Below are 17909 nucleotides of genomic sequence, written 5' to 3'. Positions count from 1 at the left end.
TCATGATGCTCAATGCAGCTCTTCTTTATCTCAATCGCGAAAAAGCGAAATAAGCGATAGGTGACGATTATGGACCGCGCAAAACTAAAACAATCTCGAGAGTTTAAGGACAAGATCTTAAACGGTTTTATCTGGGCCGCCGCCGCTTTAACGGTAGGCTTCCTGTTCTGGATCATTTGGTACATCTTATCGAATGGTTTAAAGCATGTAGATTGGGCATTCATCACCGATAACTACACGGCAACTGGGGAAGAGAAAGGTATTTTTCCTATGATAGTCGCGACTATCTACATGGTTATCGCCTCTATTGCAGTGGCAGCGCCACTGGGCATTATGACGGCCATCTACTTAACGGAGTATGCAAAAGTCGGCAGTAAGCTGGTCAAAGTTATCCGTTTTTGTACTGAGTCATTGGCGGGTATTCCATCGATTATCTTTGGTCTATTTGGTATGACATTTTTCGTCGCGATTCTCGGTCTGGGCTTCTCGATCCTTTCGGGTGCATTGACGTTGAGTATCCTGATTCTGCCTGTCATCATCCGTACAACGGAAGAAGCGTTGATGGCTGTACCACAAACCTATCGTGAGGGCTCTTACGCGCTAGGCTCTTCGAAAATCTATACTATCTGGCGCTTAATCTTACCGAGTGCGACGCCAGGTATCTTAACTTCGGTCATTCTTAGTATTGGTCGTGTCATTGGTGAATCGGCCCCTGTTTTCCTAACAGCGGGCATGGTTGCTCGAGTTCCCGACTCTCTGCTCGACTCGGGTCGAACGCTGACCGTTCACCTATACAAGCTGACTACCGAGCTGTTCACTATTGAAGAGTGGAACCAAGCTTACGGTACAGCGACAGTGCTGATTGTCGTGGTCTTATTGATCAACATGACGACAAAGCTTATTGCTAGCCGCTTCAACAAAGCGACGTACTAATCGCACGCAAATACGAATTAAAGAATTGAAGAGATTAAGAAAATGAACAAGTTTGATATTGAAAATCTAGACCTATTTTACGGCGACAACCAAGCACTAAAAGCGATCAATTTGCCGATTCCAACTCGCCAAGTAACGGCACTTATCGGCCCTTCTGGCTGCGGGAAATCTACCTTGTTGCGCTGCCTAAACCGCATGAATGATCTTATTGAAGGCGTAAAAATCACCGGTAAGCTGGATATGGATGGCACCGATATTTACGGCAATATCGATGTGGCGGATCTGCGTATCAAAGTTGGCATGGTGTTCCAAAAACCAAACCCGTTTCCGATGAGTATTTATGAGAACGTAGCGTATGGCCTGCGTGCTCAAGGTGTGAAAGACAAAAAGCATATTGATGAAGTGGTGGAGCGCTCTTTGCGCGGTGCGGCTCTCTGGGACGAAGTAAAAGATCGTCTCAAGTCTCACGCATTTGGTCTTTCGGGTGGTCAGCAGCAGCGTCTATGTATTGCACGTACCATAGCGATGGAGCCAGATGTGATTCTGATGGATGAGCCAACATCGGCGCTGGATCCCATTGCGACGCACAAAATTGAAGAATTGATGGAAGAGCTGAAAAAGAACTACACCATCGTCATCGTGACTCACTCGATGCAACAAGCTCGCCGTATCTCTGACCGTACTGCATTCTTCCTAATGGGTGAATTGGTTGAACATGATGAGACGCAAAATATCTTTAGTGCACCTAAAGATGACCGCACGAAAGGTTATGTGAACGGTGATTTCGGTTAATCAGCGACTCGTTTTACTGGCATTATCACTATAACAATAAGCGATGGTACTTTTGCCCCTCTTAATGAGGGGCTTTTTTGTGCCTGTAACAAACTAGTTATTAGAAGAGGAGTTGGGTTTTTGGGTAACCTGGCAATGATGGTCTAATTGAAATTGTGAGCGTTGCTGACGCTCTTGCACCTCAATAGAAAGAGGTGAGGTATTAACGGTTGTTCGGTAGCGGTAGAGCGAATGAGACGTAAGTAGGAACGACGTGATGTTGCTTGAGCTCAGAATGATCGAAGTAGCAGGAGTGGGAACGAGAGAAGTATGAATGGCTAGCTCAATGGCGTTGTTTTTCCTTTGGCACTCGAGAGTTAGGTAAGAGGTCAGTTCGAATGGATGTGCCCGCAAAGGAAAAAGCGCGATACTGATGAGTATCGCGCAGTTTAATCTAGAAACCAGATTAGTGCTGTTCAACATAGACAGAGCTGTTTACCGAATTTGCCATCGCTACGTTTGCTACGTCGCCGTACGATTGTGCGATACCAATTGAGTTACCAACAGAGTTATCTGCTAAAGACACATTCGCGACAGAACGGTCTGTGTACTGAGTAATTTCTAGTACGTTTTCGCTACTACCGGTTGTGATGTCGACGTCAATCCTGTTTAGCTCAGCGTTTTGAGCTGCATAGATGCTGTTGCCTTGGCTAGATTCTGAGATATTGATATCAATGAGGTTCTCTGTGCTCAATTGCGCTGTCGTAATTGTATTGGTGTTGCTGAGTGAATCAATCACAACATTTAGTGTGTTGTTGCTCGCGGCTTCTGACTCATTGCCGATTGCTGAATTTACTTTGTTGCCATCGCTTTCACTCACAGCAATGGTGACTTGGTTTTGGTTACCGTACAAGTCTAAATCGACGCCAGTTTCGTTTGCTGTCGCTAATGCAACGTTAGTCACGTTTTCATTCCCGTTCTGGTAGATATTGACGTCACTTGTGTTAACCGAATCTGAACCTACCACTTTAGCGTAGTTACTGTCATTCTCTTGGTGAATAACCACATCAGCATTCGTACTGTCAGATAATTCAACGATCGCTTCACTGCCTGCAGCTGGTGAGATTTGCATGATGTGAATTGCATCATTGTTCGAATTTTCTAATACGGTTGTTGCTGTGTTTCCTGCTAGAACAGAACCAGAGATAAGAGCGGTTGAAATAGCTAGCGCTAACGTTTTCATTGTAATTTCCTTGATTTAATGATGTTTTGAATATCCTTACGTTTTACTGCTTAACGTAAATGCCTCTATTCATATTGTTGTTAATAAATATGGAGTCTCCACCATTTTGCTGAACTCCATAGCTTGACGAAGTATTGTCAATAATGATGGCGACGTTGTGGTCATTCTGTTGAAGAATACTGACTTCGCCACCGTGATTTTCTTTTGCACATTCACTTAGGTCACATTGCGTTAACTGCGCTTCATTGAAGCTACCATCTTGGATGATAATTCCTTTATAGCCTGTGCCATTTTGTCTAATGGAAGCATTGTTATATTGACCATTTTTTTGTTCGATCAGTGCAATATTGTTTGAACCGTACTGATCGATACTTGCACTTGAGCTGTAAACTCTACGTTGAATGACTTTCGATTTATTTGGTCCTAGCCCTGAGTTAATTTGAGTTATCGATATCTCTGACTTGCTGCTATCTGTTATATCCAACTCAACAAAGTTATTTCCTTCAAACTCTCTCTGTAGTAAATCTTGGTATTCCAAGGAGCCGCTATAAAAATCACCAAATTGCTCGCTCATCTCATTAGAAAATATAATCAGCTCTATTTTTATCGGCTATTGATTTATTTGATAGTAATATTAGTGCTAGAGCAAAATACCTAGAATAGGAGGTAATTATAGGTCTCATGAATTCCCCCATAAGCACGTTGAATTTGATTGATGGTTATTATGTCTTTGGGTGAATATATTTCAATCAACTAATAATTGATAATTTTCATGTGGAAATAGACTTCTATCTACTACTTTTTTTCTGATGTGTAGCACTAAAGTTTATCTTCTGTTGATGTTAACGCTTTGATTTATTATTAACTTAATTATCACTACACGTTCAATTCTCGACTATGAGTCGGTATTTATTATCTCGATGTATCATTTGTTGGAAAAAAATATTCTATACAAGCAATAATATAGATAGGTCTTATTTTGAATTATTTATAACGTTATTATCTTTGCGTTTTTATACACAATGAAACTTCAATGAATAAGTTAATGGTTGTCGCTTTTTTGGTTTTTTCTTTATCTTGTTCCGCTGATGAAAATAATAGTCGTGAAATCGAGTTAATGAAAAATGGGTTGGATAACGAAATAGGAGGGTTGATTATTGATAGAACAATCACTCGACTTGGAGACGATTTCTATTTTTACTTCGCCCAAAAGGTCAATGACCGACACGCTTCATTAACTGAGAATTTGACTGTTAAAGAAAGGCCTACAGCGCTTTCCGGCAGTATTATTAGCGTCGAACATAGGCGTAAGGTGATATACCGAACTGCATTATCTCCGGGTAAGAAACATGCGGAAGAAAAAGCCGAACAGGCGTTAAAAGCAACCACTTCTCATCTCATTCGTTGGAATCAACAATTGAAATATCAAGATACCTTTGATTTGGAATTTGACGAGTTTTAAGGATGAACAATGACAATTAAAGCCTCAATAATCCCCATCGCTTGCTTGTCGCTATCTGCAAGCCTTGCTCAGGCAAGTGAACTTGTCTACACCCCAGTCAATCCGAGCTTTGGTGGTCATGCCCTCAACAGCTCTCACTTACTCGGTGTAGCCAATGCAATTAACGACTATAAAGCCCCCTCTGAAGATTTAGATTTTGGCGGTGAATCGTCTCTGGATCGTTTAGCGAACAGTTTACAGTCACGTTTGATTAGTCAGCTGTTGGCTGACGTTGGCAACGGCAACACTGGGCAGTTAGAAACGGACGAATTTTATTTAAACATCTTAGATGAAAATGGAACCTTAACGGTGCAGATTGTCGACAAGGTATCGGGTGAATCTACCGAAATAAAAGTTGCTGGATTAAACCCGGATTAAATGGAACACGTAATGAAGACATTTTTGACGCTATTTGTACTATTGCTCTTGCAAGGTTGCTCTAACTCTATGTCCATTCCAGACGCAGACTATCACGCGACGTTAATGCCGCGCGGAGCCGCATATAAAGATTTGATTAGCCTGCCAAATCCTAAAGGGAAAATACTGGTATCTGTGTACGATTTTCGAGATCAAACTGGTCAGTATAAACCGCAACCAAACAGTAACTTCTCCACTGCCGTTCCTCAAGGGGGAACAGCGCTATTAACGGCATCTTTACTGGATTCAAACTGGTTCATCCCGCTTGAGCGTGAAGGGTTGCAAAACTTACTAACAGAGCGAAAAATTATTCGAGCGGCGCAGAAGAAGGGTCAAGGGGGCAATAACCAGAGTAATGAGCTTGCTGCGTTGAGCTCGGCCAATGTCGTCATCGAAGGGGGAATCGTCGCTTACGACTCGAACATTAAAACCGGTGGAATCGGGGCTCGCTATCTTGGGGTCGGTTCCTCAGGACAATATCGCACCGATCAAGTCACGGTAAATTTACGTGCGGTGAACGTTGCAACCGGTCAAATACTGCTTAGTGTAACAACCAGTAAGACCATTTTTTCTCATGAGATGACGGCTGGTGCTTTCCGTTTTATCGATTATAAAAATCTACTTGAAGTTGAGATGGGCTACACCAACAATGAACCCGTTAATGTCGCAGTAATGTCGGCGATTGATGCTGCTGTGATTCATCTTATAGTGCGTGGTATTGGGCGAGGGCTGTGGCAACCGGAGAGCGCAGAGCAAGTTGGCAATGAGGTTATTCAAAAGTACGCGCGTCAAACTCACCAAATTCTTTAAGCACTGTAGCGTTTATCTCGTTTCTTGTGCGAGTACATATTCTTATCTGCGACGGCAAGTAAGTCCGTCGCATTTTTTCCTTGGCTAGGAAATTTGGCCACCCCAATACTGGTCGACAAGTGTGCGGATTTTCTTTCCAATACGCTGATGCTTTGGCTAAAACAAGCCTCAATATCAAGCCATGTTGATTCAATTTCCCCGAGGCGAAAAGACAGCAGAGCAAACTCATCCCCACCAATTCGGTAACAAGGCAATCCAAGTGAGGAGAGACGCTTAGCTATCTCGACCAGCGCTTTGTCCCCTGCTTGATGCCCAAATTGATCATTAATCTGTTTGAAACCATTAAGATCCAGCAAAAAAAGACTAAACGAAGTTTGACGAGTGATGTGCTCGTTTAAGTCATTGAACAATGCTAAGCGGTTGCACACTTTGGTTAAAGAATCTGTGAGCGAGAGAGAGCGATGATATTTGGCTTCAAGATGGATGATGTAGCCTGCTAATCCGGCACATATGAATAAGAGTATCAGCAAGACCAGCTGGGTATGATGCAGAGACTGCGCTTGATTTCTTTGCTCGCGGTACAGTGGGCTCTGCACTCTGAAGTTGGTGTTTACATATTGAATCATCTTCATATACAGATGAGAAAATTCACTGCCGACATCGGTCGCATAAACGGGTTGATCGATCAGCTCTAGCTTAGGCTCCAGAGCTTTATATTGGTTGAACAAATCTTCGAAAAAGCTTTTTGCTCCAGGTAACTTGATGAAGGTATCGGCTTCCTTGCTGTTTAGCAATAAATCAAAGCGACTCCAAGTTAGCTCGTATTTGAGCAAGGTACGCTTTTGATACTCTTCGTCCTCAGCTGCGAATGGTGTGATGGAGGTCAGCTCAGAGAACTCTTTAGTGAGCTGAAATAGAAACCAGGTCGCTTGATTTTGTCTGGCGGAGTAGGAGTCAGCCAATTGGCGAGTCGAAGAAAGAAAATAAAGGTTTGCGATGATCAGAGCGGCAGACATAATCAGCAGCAGAACTTTCGCTCTGTTGAGGATTGGGGATAAGTTTGCCCTGTGGGGACTATTTTCCATCGCTTCTTCTATGAATCATGATCTCGTCAATTTGCCACACCATTTGAGAGTGATAGCCCGCATTGTCGATTTCAGGGTACTTATCTAAATCGAAGACCAACCAATATGGGCCCTTGTTTCGCACCTTCATCTTCTCCCCATCCATCTGATAGGCGATGATCGGCTGGTATTGCAGTAAATCTTCGACACGTGATGAGGAGGCGTAATCATTCAGCGCTACAAATGACACAGAGAAGGCATCATCGATACGATAATAGTTGAGCAAATCAGAGGCTTTAAAACCGGTAAACAAGGCGCTTTTATCTAACCAAGGAAGCTTGGTTTCAAATGATTGAGCATGAAACTCGGTGACAATCTGCTCATGCGTTAATGTGATTGGCGCTTTGTCCTGTAATCGAATAACGAGTTGTGAACCAGCAGCTTGAAAACTGAGCACCACTAACAAACAACTCAACAGCTTTCCCATAGTCCCTCCGGGTGAGATGTCCTTAAACAAATAATATTTATATCACTAAGTATAAGTCGAGTTAATAGTAAGTGGCTTGCTTTTTGTCGTTGATTGGGGAAAGTGAGCGCTTATGAACGAAAGGCTTAAATACTGATATGGTTGGCGATCAAAAAAGCCCCAAAAAGGGGCTTCAATAATTATGCGCTTGAGCTTAAAAAATCAGGTGTGCAACACCAGCTATTACAGGTAATGTGATCAGAGTTCGCAGGATAAATATGGCGAATAGCTCGAAGATATTTACTGGAATCTTACTACCAAGAAGCAGTGCGCCAACTTCTGACATGTAAATCAACTGAGTTACCGACATTGCAGCGATAACGAAACGTGTCATCTCATTATCAATAGAGGCGGCAAGAATCGCTGGAATGAACATATCCGCAAAACCTACCACGATCGTTTCTGATGCTGCCGCTGCCTCTGGAATGTTCAGCAGTTCTAAAAATGGGATAAATGGTTGGCCCAAAATCGCGAACACAGACGTGTATTCCGCAATCACAAGAGCGATAGTCCCTAGCCCCATGACGACAGGCAGAACGCCGAACACCATATCAACCGCATTACGTACACCTTCACCAAATACTGATTTGATAGAGGTCACTTGGCTTGACTTATTCAGTGCCAGTTCCATACCCCATGAGAAGGTTGAGTGGCCTGCAGGGATGGCATCAGCATCTTCAGCCGGCTTACTACCGTCGATGAAGGTATCTTTTTTGCGGCTTAATGGCGGTAAACGAGGAATAATGACAGCTGCAACGATACCCGCTAAACAGATCGCGCCGTAAAAAGGCAAAAATAGGTGTTCAAGCTCGACTTGCGCGATCACGACCAGACTAAAGGTAATGGAGACCGCTGAGAAAGTGGTACCGACGACGGCTGCTTCACGCTGAGTGTAAAATTTATTTTCGTATTGCTTGCTGGTTAGCAAAATACCGACCGAGCCATCACCTAACCATGATGCCATACAGTCAATAGCACTGCGGCCAGGCAGATTGAAAACAGGGCGCATGATTTTGCTTAGCAAGGTACCAAACAGTTCAAGCAGGCCAAAGTTAAGCAGTAAAGGTAACAATAAACCAGCAAAAATAAACACTGAGAATAGGGTTGGTAGCAGGCCCTCGAGTACAAGACCACCAGTGTTTTCTTCCCAGATTGCTTTTGGGCCAAACTGGAAGTAAGTCATGGCGACTGCTAGACCACCAATTACACGCACGGCTAACCAAAGTGGAGAAGGGCTGAATAGTCCTTTCAAAAAGTCATTGTTAGCAATGAATGCAGGCATCTTTATGCGACATAGCACAGATGCTACGGCCATAAACGCGATAATTGTCGTAATTGTACCGACCAGATAATCGCCAAATAGCGCTTGAATGCTTTTGGCCAGTACAGCAACTGGAATGGTGATATCACCTTGGTAGCTGATTGGCGCCATAAATAGGAATAAACCCAGTAGGGAAGGGATGAAAAACATCCAAAAATTGCCTTTGGTCTTAGGCGTGGTCATAGATTCGGTGTTATTAGACATTACATTTCTCGAGTTACTACTAGTCAATAGTATAGCCAATCCAGATGGCATATATATTCACTAAACATCCATATTCGGTCAATTGAGCGAGAGATTAACCCCTTTCCAATTTTCTTGCAATACTATTCATTAAATATCGCTAAATATTCACTGTTAAGTGTTGTGGTTAGAAATGATAATAGATAACTGTAGTGTAATTGTTAAGTTTATTGGGGTTTTCTGTTATTTGTGATCTTGAACAGGTGTGTGGCGGCTGTGCTTGTATAAATAGAGCCAATATCCAATAGCAAGAACGATTGCGAGCCCAATTGGCGCCAGCAATGCAGATAAAGCATACAGATCGAACAGCTTGGCTCCGCTGATACCACCAAGCAAAAAACCAGAGAAGATAAAAAGGAATAGTTTTGCCTTGCGGTAGTCAAAGTATTCCCCACGTAAACGAGCGCCGATCATGAGACCAAGATCCGTGATGATGCCTGTCATGTGCGTGGTTCGTACGACCGCACCGCTGAAAGTCGTGATCATAGCGTTTTGCAACCCACAAGCTGCAGACGCAAAGTATTGACCGGTAAGATGGCCGTCTTGTAACAAAAAATAGGCAATCAGAAGCAACCCACTTTCTATACAAAGTGCAACACCATAGCGGCGACCGAGCTTTAATGCTGTATTTTCGATAAAAATTCCACTAAGAATAGCGCCGAGTAAGAAGCTAATCAGTACCATAAGTAAGTGAAAAGTTTGGCTGGTGAAGTTAAGTGCACTTGCGCCAAGCAGTGTGACGGTGCCTGATATGTGCGAAACCGCCTGATGCTGAAAACCGAGCAATCCAATTGCGTTCACTACACCTGCAAGTAGTGCGAGTAGAAAAGCTCCATATTCTACCCATTTTGGTAACCGAGTAATCACGTTCTGCTCCTGTAGAGTCTGGGCGAATTATAAAGCTAGTCGTGATAGAGAGACAGGAGAATCCCACCTGCTGATTTGATCAGGAGCAAATCAAATTTAAATTAGTGGTAATGCTCGAGTTGGCAATCAAATTTTACCCACTGGTGCTGTCGCTCCTCGTAAACAGAAAAACTGGGAGTGGGAAGATCATGTTGATTAAAGATACCCACCGGGATAACGATGACTTCAGGGAGGGCAGAGAGGGACAAAGAGACGGTCGAGCCACATTGAGGACAGAATTGATAGGTGACGTGGTTGCCCGAATCGGCAACTCGCGTATAGGTTGTTACCTCACCCACGACCTTAACTTGCTGTTTATCGAAGCGAGCTTGCACTCCAAACACGCTGCCGGTTCGTTTTTGGCACTCAAAGCAATGACAAATAGAGGTACGCTCAGGCTCACCACTACAGGCTAAAGAGACTTGACCACAACTGCACTCTGCGTAGCGCTTAACTTTTTTTTGATTCATTCTGTTTCCGTGTTGTTTCTATCTATAAGGCTCTGTGACTATTTGTAGTTGAGTAAGGTAGAATGAGCAACTATAACCAAGAGTAATCTGAGTTGGGTCACTCCAATATACTGATGAGAATATAATGAAAAAGCGTTTGTTACCTATTCCCCTTATCTTATTGATTCCTATTGTGATGCTTATTGTGGTCGCAGTGGCTGGCGTTTATCGCTTTAGCTTAAATGACGAAGAGATACTCGCGAAATTTCCCAGCCAGCAACAAAAATCAGATCCAATCATTGAGCAAGTCTTTGGTCTTTCAACGCCAAATCCATGGACGGTTGAAGTGCCAGAAGTCCAAGCGTTCAGTTTCATTAATGAGTTCGATCCGGAAACTAAGCTCGCTTCAGGAAATTACGACGCTGGGGCTGAGCGTGGAAAAGTGTTTATTGATACTCAATGGATAACTCAGATCTCAGCAACAGATTATGTCTCTACCTTAGCGATATCGAATCAAGGCAGTGGCGTCTTTTATTACGTTGCTCGTTTTTATTATGACCTAGGGTTGAAACGCATGGTGTTGAAACAGAGTGAACTGTTGGGAGATCGTGTGCAGCTGGATAAAATTGAGAAACATGAAGACGAGCTTCGCGTTGAGTATCGCCGTCATGGTGACGATCAATCGATGAGTGAAACGCCTAGTGAACAGCAGGTTATGCGCTTTAAGATTCTTGCTTCAGCTCAATTAAAGTTGATTAATTAAAAATCAAGTTGTAAATATGACCAAGGTTGCTTATTGTTTGAAATAGCCTTTTTATTTGTATTGTTTGTTGTTAAAGGGAGTGAAGATGATCAATAAGCGCTATTTTAAAACCAAGGATGAAGTAGAAGTGACCTTTGAATTACCAGCATCAGAAGTGGGCAAATCGGCCGCTATCGTTGCTGATTTCTTAGATTGGCAACCGACTGAAATGAAAAAAGTCGTTAAGTCAAAATCATACAAGTTCAAAACCCGACTTCCTAAGGGAAGCGAGTTTGAGTTTCGTTACTTGGTTGATAACGAGAAGTGGGTGAACGATCCTCATGCCGATCAGTTCAAACCGAATGGATTTGGTGAAGACAATGGCTTAATTACTACTCATTCATAACCAATCTGAACTTAAGTGAATAAAGGGCACAACTTAGTGTCCTTTTTTGATCGAACTTTGACAAATTGGGGGGGTGACAAATTTAACAGAAATTCGTACCCTAAGCGCTTTGATTAAGTACGAAAGGGTAAAGCTGTGAGTGCGAAAAAGATTAATACGCGCCTAAATGAGCTTTCAAAAGGTAAAAAATGGACGCTACTTAGCCTGCCGATTCTGGCGGCGGTCGCTTTATCTTCCGTTAATAGCAGCACTTCATTGACGCGTACTATCGAACTCTCTATTCCCGAAACTAAGATCGTTTCCAATATTCTCCAAAGTGAGCAAGAAGAGATAAATTACCCAAATTATGAATACGTAATTAAACGTGGAGATAATTTAAGTAGTATCTTTGAGCAATTAGGCTTTGGTTACAGTGAATTAATGAGCGTCATGTCGACTGACTTGAACTACTTGGCGCTGGACAGTTTGAAACCTGGAAATACATTACGTTTTTGGCGCAATGAAACGACCGGGGATCTACAAAAAATGGAACTCGAGTTTAGTCTGGTAGAGCGCGCGGTATATTCTCGCCTAGATGATGGTAGCTACAGTTTTGAAGATGTGAAGCTTCCGGGTGAATGGAGCTCGTTTGCTTTGGTCGGAGATGTGCGTGGCAGTTTCTCAAAATCTGTACATGCTCTTGGCTTAAGCACGAATGAAATCAATCAAATCGTTCGCTTGCTCAAAGACAAAATTAACTTTTCGCGTGATCTCCGAGCGGGAGACAAGTTTGAAGTGGTTCAGTCTCGACAGCATGTCGATGGCGTATTGACAGGTAATCGCGAGCTTCAGGCCATTAGGATTGTCAATCGGGGCCGTGAGATCACAGCTTATTTGCATACAGATGGCCAATATTATGATCACGATGGTAACAGTCTGCAAAGAGCATTCCAGCGTAAGCCTGTGAATGGAAAGTATCGTTTGAGCTCGCACTTCAACCCGAATCGCAAGCATCCAGTCACTGGTCGTGTGTCTCCACACAACGGTACAGACTGGGCGGTTCCAACAGGAACGCCAATTGTTTCAACGGGGGATGGCGTTGTCATCATGACTCGCAAGCACCCTTATGCAGGAAATTATGTGGTTGTGCAGCACAGCAGCCGTTATAAAACACGTTACTTGCACCTAAGTAAGATTTTGGTACGTAAAGGTCAGAAAGTGTCGCGTGGTCAGCGTATCGGTTTATCTGGCGCTACTGGACGAGTAACTGGCCCACATATCCACTATGAATTGTTGGATAGAGGTCGTGCCGTTAACGCGATGAAAGCCAATATTCCAATGGCTAATTCAGTGCCTAAGAAAGAGATGGCTGCGTTTAAACAACGTCGTGATGAATTTGATGCGATGTTGAAAAAGCAAGAAATGAAACTCGCGAATCAAGCGAATTCTAAATCGACTGGATAATGATCTGGCTAACAACCAATAATAAAAAGCTCCTTTGGGAGCTTTTTTTGTCTGTGATGCACGCAGTATTTGCATTACAAGTATGCCATACAGATTTCATATATAAGTGACCAATTCCATATTAATATCAGGACAAATGAGCAGATTTTTATAAATTGATTTCCATCAAAAGTGTAAGGTTATTTTGTGCTAACTTGCTCGCAAAAATAATAAGCGACTTACTCATCGTTAATAAAACGAAGCCCTACACAAAAGGAAATTATAATGAAAAAAACACTCTGTACCCTTGCCGTCCTTGCCACGTTCGCTTCAGCAAATGCCTTTGCACATAAAGAAGGCGATATTATTGTCCGAGCAGGCCTCGCATCTGTGGTCCCAAATGACAGCAGTGACAAAATCTTAGGTAGTGACGAAGAACTTGAGGTCAACTCAAATACGCAAATCGGTTTGACTGTTGGTTATATGATTACTGACAACATCAGCTTCGAGGTTTTGGCGGCCACGCCTTTCTCACATAAAATTTCAACTGACCTCTCTGACCTAGGTACAATTGCAGAAACTAAACACTTACCACCAACTTTCATGTTGCAATACTATTTTGGCCAGGCAGAAAGTGAGCTAAGACCCTATGTTGGTGTCGGCTTAAACTACACGATGTTCTTTGATGAAGGCTTTAACAGTGAGGCTAAAAATGCAGGACTTAGCGATTTGGATCTAGAAAACTCTTGGGGCTTAGCGGCTAACCTAGGTGTGGACTACATGATTAATGAAGATTGGTTCGTCAATGGTTCAGTTTGGTATGCAGATATCGATACTAAAGCTAAATTTGAACATAACGTCGCGGGGGCACAATCTGCTGACGTTAGTATCGACCCATGGGTATTTATGATAAGTGGTGGTTACAAGTTCTAGTCTTCATTGAACATGAAAAAGGCGGCTATATTAGCCGCCTTTGTTACCTTTAACTGCTATTGGTTTACTTTACCCAGCTTCAGCCAAGTATCGATAACCGTATCTGGATTGAGAGAAACAGAACTAATGCCTTGATCCATCAACCATTGTGCTAAATCGTCATGATCCGATGGCCCTTGACCACAGATACCAACGTATTTGCCCGCTTTGGTTGCCGCATCGATGGCCATTTGCAGCATGGCTTTCACGGCTGGGTTACGCTCATCGAATAGGTGAGCAACGTCGCCAGAATCACGATCGAGTCCCAGAGTTAACTGAGTCATATCGTTTGAGCCAATCGAGAAACCATCAAAGTACTTCAAGAATTCATCAGCAAGTACCGCATTCGATGGCAGCTCACACATCATGATGACTTTCAGACCTTGGTCGCCGCGGCGTAGGTCGAACTTAGCCAGTAGGTCGATAACCGATGCCGCTTCGCTTGGTGTACGTACGAATGGGATCATGATTTCAACGTTCTTCAGACCCATCTCGTTACGAACGCGTTTGATCGCTTGGGTTTCTAGCTCGAAACAGTCTTCAAACACGGGAGAAATGTAGCGAGACGCACCACGGAAGCCAAGCATTGGGTTCTCCTCATGCGGTTCGTAACCTTTACCACCAACCAAGTTGCTGTATTCGTTCGACTTAAAGTCTGACATTCGAACGATCACGCGTTTTGGCCAGAATGCTGACGCGATGGTCGCAATACCTTCGGTTAGCTTACTCACGTAGAAATCGATTGGATCTTTGTAGCCACGGATACGCTCAGTGATCTCTGCTTTTAGCTCATCGCTTTGCGCATCGAAGTTCAGCAACGCTTTCGGGTGAATACCAATCATCTTGTTGATGATGAATTCAAGACGCGCAAGACCGACACCTTCATTTGGAATTTGGGCAAAATCAAATGCACGGTCTGGGTTACCCACGTTCATCATCACTTTTGTCGGTAGCAGTGGCAGCTCATCGACAGAAGAACGTTTCACTTCAAAGTTCAGGTCACCTTGGTAAACGTAGCCAGTTTCACCCTCAGAGCAGGATACGGTCACCGTCTGACCGTCTGTTAGCTTGCTGGTGGCATCACCACAACCGACGATTGCAGGAATACCAAGCTCACGAGCGATGATTGCCGCGTGGCAAGTACGACCACCTCGGTTAGTGACAATGGCAGACGCTTTCTTCATCACTGGCTCCCAATCCGGGTCAGTCATGTCTGTCACCAGCACATCGCCGTCTTGCACCAATGACATTTGATCGAGTGACTCAACCAAACGCACTGGGCCTTTACCGATACGCTGGCCAATCGCACGACCTTCCACCAAGACGTCTGCTTTGTTGCTTAGCTCGTAACGCTCAATCACGTTTTGCTCGCTTTGAGAGCATACGGTCTCTGGGCGGGCTTGAACGATGTAAAGCTTACCGTCGATGCCATCTTTAGCCCACTCGATGTCCATAGGACGTTGGTAGTGCTTTTCGATGATCATCGCCTGTTTAGCAAGCTCTTTGATCTCCTCGTCAACGAGCGAGAACGTGTTGCGCTCTTCAACAGAAGTATCAATGACGTCTACTTGCTTGCCGATTTCCTGATTACTCGAATAGATCATTTTGATCTGCTTCGAGCCGAAGGTTTTCTTGACGATTGGGTGTTGACCCGCTTCAAGCATTGGCTTGTGAACGTAGAATTCATCGGGGTTAACCGCACCTTGCACCACCATTTCACCTAAGCCCCATGATGAGGTGATGAACACGACTTGGTCAAAACCTGACTCGGTGTCGAGAGTGAACATAACGCCCGAAGAGGCCTTGTCTGAGCGTACCATGCGCTGAATACCGGCAGACAGAGAGATGCCGCGGTGGTCAAAGCCTTGGTGTACTCGGTATGAAATCGCGCGATCATTAAACAGTGACGCGTAAACGTGCTTTGTTGCTTCGAGCACAGCGTCGATACCTTTCACGTTTAGGAAAGTCTCTTGCTGACCCGCAAATGATGCATCGGGGAGATCTTCCGCGGTTGCAGAAGAACGAACTGCGACAGAAAGCTCGGGGTTGCCTTCAGTTAACTCTTGGTAGTTTTCACGTATATCCTGCTCTAAATCGGCAGGGAAGGGGGCTTCTAAAACCCATTGACGGATGGTGGCACCTGTCTTGCGCAGCGCTTCAACATCGTCAACGTCCAATTCATCAAGTAACTGATGGATTCGCTCATCCAAGCCTTCGAAATCAAGGAACTGATTGAAAGCAAAAGATGTTGTCGCAAAGCCGTTCGGTACCGAAACGCCAGCATTGGAAAGATTGGAAACCATCTCACCAAGGGAAGCGTTTTTACCGCCGACCTGATCGACATCATCCATGGATAGGCTATTGAACCAGAGGGTGTTCTTTTGCATGTCTTTCTCCAGAAACATTGCAGCTTGTAGGGATAGGCAAACGATTACATCTTGGCTCAAAAAAAATGCGAACAAATTTTAAAAGCTGTGGGGTACGTAATTGTCAGCCGGGTTTTATTATCGATATTATGTTGCCCATCCTACTCAAAAGAATTTTAAAGTTTAAATAAAAAATGCAAATTGATATTCAAAGACGTGATGTATTCTATGTTTCTGATGGAACTGCGATAACCTGCGAGACTTTAGGGCATGTCGTTCTGGGGCAGTTTCCGTTTCAGGCTAATGAAAAAACCTTCCCTTTTGTTGAAAGTGAAGACAAATTGGCCGACTTACTTAAAGAGATCGATATATCGTATCGTGATAATGGTCTGAAACCTTTAGTGTTTTTCTCTATTGTCATTCCAGAGATTCGTCAAACACTGCTTGATGCGCCCGCGCACTGTTATGATGTGTTAGAGAGTATTGTGCAGAAAGTTCAGGATGATATTCAGATGCAACCTAAGCCAAAGCTGCAACGCTCTCGCAGTGTTGGTAAGGACTCAGATACCTATTTTGATCGTATCGCCGCCATTGAATACACGTTGGCACATGACGACGGGATCACCCTAAAAGGGCTCGAAGAAGCCGATATCATTTTGCTTGGGGTTTCTCGTAGCGGAAAGACACCAACTAGCCTCTATATGGCGATGCAGTTTGGTTTGAGAGTGGTGAACTATCCTTTTATTGAAGAAGATATTAAGCGTCTACGTCTCTTACCTCAGTTTGAGATCCATCGACATAAGCTATTTGGTTTGACGATTGACCCTGAGCGCCTGACCGAGATCAGAGAAAACCGCTTAGCCGGAAGTGAATACGCGAGCACAGCACAGTGTTTATCGGAGTTGGCGAGCGTTGAAGCGTTGTTTCGTCGTGAGGCGATTCCTTACATCAACACGAGCTCGTTGTCCGTAGAAGAAATTTCCACTCGAATTTTGGAAAAAGCTGGCCTAAGACGCCGATTACTTTAGTGCTCTAACTCCCGATATCGAACGAGGCCTTCCGATAGTTCCGCTTGCAGCTCCTTAGCGATAGGGAGCTGTTTGGAGATCAGCATATAGAACTTGTGTTTTGCCATATTGGGAATGGGCTTTGCGACAATGCCGTCGCTAACGTGCTCGACCCCCCAAACAGACTCGATCCCTTGCAAAATTTCCTGCCACGATAAAAATACGTCGCAGCGTGCCTGCCTAAGTTCATTGATCGATTCGAACATGGTCACAGTGTATTGATGGACATCCGATAACATAAAGTCGCTGTAGTTGTATCCATGAATGCCACAGACTTTGTACGCTTCAAGTTCTTGTACCTGGCTTATAGAAAGTCCTTCGGGAAACCGTTCTTCTGAGTAGAGATAGTAAGGTGTTACTTGATAATACCAATCCGTGTATAAGTAATGAGGAACGCGCTCAGTCTTGTAGGTTGCACTCACCGCGATGTGATAATCCCCTTCCGCCGCTCCTTTTAGGCAGCGCGTCCAAGACGTCATTGTCATATCAAAACTGTAGCCCAGCTCCGGCAGTAACTGGTTGAGAATGTCTATGTCCCGACCTTTTACGTCATTGTCTTCAAGATAGGTGTATGGGGGCCAATCAATAGCATCGCCACAGACGTGCAGGAAGGTGCTGTCGCGGTCGTGGTGCGCAGCCACGTGTGTGGCAAACGCCAAAAAAATCAATGCAACTAACCGATATGACTTTGAGATCATGGTGAAACGCCATTTGAACGATACTTTTTTGAGTATAGACATGCGTTTTGTT

19 protein-coding genes are annotated in these 17909 nt (G+C 44.0%); 10 read left to right on the top strand and 9 right to left on the bottom strand.

Going from position 1 to position 17909, the window contains the following annotated elements; genetic code table 11:
* The first annotated feature begins 69 nt into the window (after nucleotides 1-69).
* Together pstA and pstB are read left to right on the top strand one after the other, a co-directional pair.
* Complete coding sequence (gene pstA, locus RH45_RS06440) at nucleotides 70-933, top strand: phosphate ABC transporter permease PstA (protein ID WP_005470214.1); 864 nt, start codon at nucleotides 70-72, stop codon at nucleotides 931-933.
* Between the two features lie 42 nt (nucleotides 934-975).
* Nucleotides 976-1725, top strand: a complete 750-nt coding sequence (gene pstB / locus RH45_RS06435) for a phosphate ABC transporter ATP-binding protein PstB (protein WP_008075145.1) — start codon at nucleotides 976-978, stop codon at nucleotides 1723-1725.
* A gap of 445 nt (nucleotides 1726-2170) precedes the next feature.
* Here pstB and RH45_RS06430 read toward each other — a convergent pair whose 3' ends face one another.
* On the bottom strand, nucleotides 2171-2947 hold the full coding sequence (locus tag RH45_RS06430; RefSeq protein WP_008075144.1) for a hypothetical protein: 777 nt from the start codon (nucleotides 2945-2947) through the stop codon (nucleotides 2171-2173).
* A gap of 43 nt (nucleotides 2948-2990) precedes the next feature.
* Complete coding sequence (locus RH45_RS06425; protein WP_008075143.1) at nucleotides 2991-3521, bottom strand: minor curlin subunit CsgB; 531 nt, start codon at nucleotides 3519-3521, stop codon at nucleotides 2991-2993.
* A gap of 459 nt (nucleotides 3522-3980) precedes the next feature.
* Between RH45_RS06425 and RH45_RS06420 the strand changes: the two genes are divergently transcribed.
* From RH45_RS06420 to RH45_RS06410, 3 genes are read left to right on the top strand one after another with little or no spacing between them, the layout of a single operon-like run.
* Nucleotides 3981-4409, top strand: a complete 429-nt coding sequence (locus tag RH45_RS06420) for a curli production assembly/transport protein CsgE (protein WP_008075142.1) — start codon at nucleotides 3981-3983, stop codon at nucleotides 4407-4409.
* Between the two features lie 9 nt (nucleotides 4410-4418).
* Entirely contained in the window at nucleotides 4419-4826 is a 408-nt protein-coding gene (locus tag RH45_RS06415) for a curli assembly protein CsgF (RefSeq protein WP_008075141.1), read from the top strand.
* A 12-nt stretch (nucleotides 4827-4838) separates the two neighbouring features.
* Nucleotides 4839-5675, top strand: coding sequence for a CsgG/HfaB family protein (locus RH45_RS06410; protein WP_008075140.1), 837 nt, complete (start codon nucleotides 4839-4841; stop codon nucleotides 5673-5675).
* Here RH45_RS06410 and RH45_RS06405 read toward each other — a convergent pair.
* The 5 genes from RH45_RS06405 to RH45_RS06385 form a co-directional block, all read right to left on the bottom strand.
* Complete coding sequence (locus RH45_RS06405) at nucleotides 5672-6760, bottom strand: GGDEF domain-containing protein (RefSeq protein WP_008075139.1); 1089 nt, start codon at nucleotides 6758-6760, stop codon at nucleotides 5672-5674. The two genes, RH45_RS06410 and RH45_RS06405, sit on opposite strands and share 4 nt — an antisense overlap.
* Entirely contained in the window at nucleotides 6750-7226 is a 477-nt protein-coding gene (locus RH45_RS06400) for a putative pterin-binding protein (protein WP_008075138.1), read from the bottom strand. The genes RH45_RS06405 and RH45_RS06400 overlap by 11 nt, the downstream gene beginning before the upstream one ends.
* A 193-nt stretch (nucleotides 7227-7419) precedes the next feature.
* A complete protein-coding gene (locus tag RH45_RS06395) occupies nucleotides 7420-8790 on the bottom strand; it encodes a YjiH family protein (RefSeq protein WP_008075137.1) in 1371 nt (456 codons plus the stop codon).
* A 222-nt stretch (nucleotides 8791-9012) separates the two neighbouring features.
* Complete coding sequence (locus RH45_RS06390) at nucleotides 9013-9696, bottom strand: YoaK family protein (protein ID WP_008075136.1); 684 nt, start codon at nucleotides 9694-9696, stop codon at nucleotides 9013-9015.
* 101 nt (nucleotides 9697-9797) lie between these two features.
* The gene (locus tag RH45_RS06385) at nucleotides 9798-10205 is read right to left on the bottom strand and encodes a GFA family protein (protein ID WP_008075135.1); all 408 of its coding nucleotides are present in this window, start codon (nucleotides 10203-10205) and stop codon (nucleotides 9798-9800) included.
* A gap of 124 nt (nucleotides 10206-10329) precedes the next feature.
* On the opposite strand from RH45_RS06385, the gene RH45_RS06380 reads away from it, so the two are divergent.
* The 4 genes from RH45_RS06380 to ompW all read left to right on the top strand — a co-directional run bounded on the left by RH45_RS06380 (nucleotide 10330) and on the right by ompW (nucleotide 13687).
* Entirely contained in the window at nucleotides 10330-10947 is a 618-nt protein-coding gene (locus RH45_RS06380) for a hypothetical protein (protein WP_008075134.1), read from the top strand.
* Nucleotides 10948-11032: 85 nt separating this feature from the next.
* Entirely contained in the window at nucleotides 11033-11332 is a 300-nt protein-coding gene (locus RH45_RS06375; protein ID WP_008075132.1) for an isoamylase early set domain-containing protein, read from the top strand.
* A gap of 135 nt (nucleotides 11333-11467) precedes the next feature.
* Nucleotides 11468-12775 carry a peptidoglycan DD-metalloendopeptidase family protein gene (locus RH45_RS06370; protein ID WP_008075131.1) on the top strand — a complete coding sequence of 436 codons (1308 nt, stop codon included), beginning with the start codon at nucleotides 11468-11470 and terminating at the stop codon, nucleotides 12773-12775.
* Nucleotides 12776-13039: 264 nt separating this feature from the next.
* A complete protein-coding gene (ompW, locus tag RH45_RS06365) occupies nucleotides 13040-13687 on the top strand; it encodes an outer membrane protein OmpW (RefSeq protein ID WP_008075130.1) in 648 nt (215 codons plus the stop codon).
* Between the two features lie 56 nt (nucleotides 13688-13743).
* Here the strand turns inward: ompW and ppsA are convergent, their stop codons facing one another.
* Nucleotides 13744-16113: a phosphoenolpyruvate synthase gene (ppsA, locus tag RH45_RS06360; protein WP_008075129.1), complete on the bottom strand. Its 2370-nt coding sequence runs from the start codon at nucleotides 16111-16113 to the stop codon at nucleotides 13744-13746.
* 173 nt (nucleotides 16114-16286) lie between these two features.
* Here ppsA and ppsR point away from each other — a divergent pair, with 173 nt between their 5' ends.
* On the top strand, nucleotides 16287-17120 hold the full coding sequence (gene ppsR / locus RH45_RS06355) for a posphoenolpyruvate synthetase regulatory kinase/phosphorylase PpsR (RefSeq protein WP_008075128.1): 834 nt from the start codon (nucleotides 16287-16289) through the stop codon (nucleotides 17118-17120).
* On the opposite strand, the gene RH45_RS06350 is transcribed toward ppsR, so the two are convergent.
* Entirely contained in the window at nucleotides 17117-17857 is a 741-nt protein-coding gene (locus tag RH45_RS06350; protein WP_008075127.1) for a substrate-binding periplasmic protein, read from the bottom strand. The genes ppsR and RH45_RS06350 overlap by 4 nt on opposite strands.
* Nucleotides 17858-17909 lie beyond the last annotated feature (52 nt).

Source organism: Vibrio sinaloensis DSM 21326 (assembly GCF_000189275.1).
Taxonomy (GTDB): domain Bacteria; phylum Pseudomonadota; class Gammaproteobacteria; order Enterobacterales; family Vibrionaceae; genus Vibrio; species Vibrio sinaloensis.
This window is presented reverse-complemented; position numbering and strand designations above follow the sequence as displayed.

Coding starts and splice junctions, on each gene's coding strand:
- pstA (WP_005470214.1), top strand. CDS start 70: ATGGACCGCGCAAAACTAAAACAATCTCGAGAGTTTAAGGACAAGATC.
- pstB (WP_008075145.1), top strand. CDS start 976: ATGAACAAGTTTGATATTGAAAATCTAGACCTATTTTACGGCGACAAC.
- RH45_RS06430 (WP_008075144.1), bottom strand. CDS start 2,947: ATGAAAACGTTAGCGCTAGCTATTTCAACCGCTCTTATCTCTGGTTCT.
- RH45_RS06425 (WP_008075143.1), bottom strand. CDS start 3,521: ATGAGCGAGCAATTTGGTGATTTTTATAGCGGCTCCTTGGAATACCAA.
- RH45_RS06420 (WP_008075142.1), top strand. CDS start 3,981: ATGAATAAGTTAATGGTTGTCGCTTTTTTGGTTTTTTCTTTATCTTGT.
- RH45_RS06415 (WP_008075141.1), top strand. CDS start 4,419: ATGACAATTAAAGCCTCAATAATCCCCATCGCTTGCTTGTCGCTATCT.
- RH45_RS06410 (WP_008075140.1), top strand. CDS start 4,839: ATGAAGACATTTTTGACGCTATTTGTACTATTGCTCTTGCAAGGTTGC.
- RH45_RS06405 (WP_008075139.1), bottom strand. CDS start 6,760: ATGGAAAATAGTCCCCACAGGGCAAACTTATCCCCAATCCTCAACAGA.
- RH45_RS06400 (WP_008075138.1), bottom strand. CDS start 7,226: ATGGGAAAGCTGTTGAGTTGTTTGTTAGTGGTGCTCAGTTTTCAAGCT.
- RH45_RS06395 (WP_008075137.1), bottom strand. CDS start 8,790: ATGTCTAATAACACCGAATCTATGACCACGCCTAAGACCAAAGGCAAT.
- RH45_RS06385 (WP_008075135.1), bottom strand. CDS start 10,205: ATGAATCAAAAAAAAGTTAAGCGCTACGCAGAGTGCAGTTGTGGTCAA.
- RH45_RS06380 (WP_008075134.1), top strand. CDS start 10,330: ATGAAAAAGCGTTTGTTACCTATTCCCCTTATCTTATTGATTCCTATT.
- RH45_RS06375 (WP_008075132.1), top strand. CDS start 11,033: ATGATCAATAAGCGCTATTTTAAAACCAAGGATGAAGTAGAAGTGACC.
- ompW (WP_008075130.1), top strand. CDS start 13,040: ATGAAAAAAACACTCTGTACCCTTGCCGTCCTTGCCACGTTCGCTTCA.
- ppsA (WP_008075129.1), bottom strand. CDS start 16,113: ATGCAAAAGAACACCCTCTGGTTCAATAGCCTATCCATGGATGATGTC.
- ppsR (WP_008075128.1), top strand. CDS start 16,287: ATGCAAATTGATATTCAAAGACGTGATGTATTCTATGTTTCTGATGGA.
- RH45_RS06350 (WP_008075127.1), bottom strand. CDS start 17,857: ATGATCTCAAAGTCATATCGGTTAGTTGCATTGATTTTTTTGGCGTTT.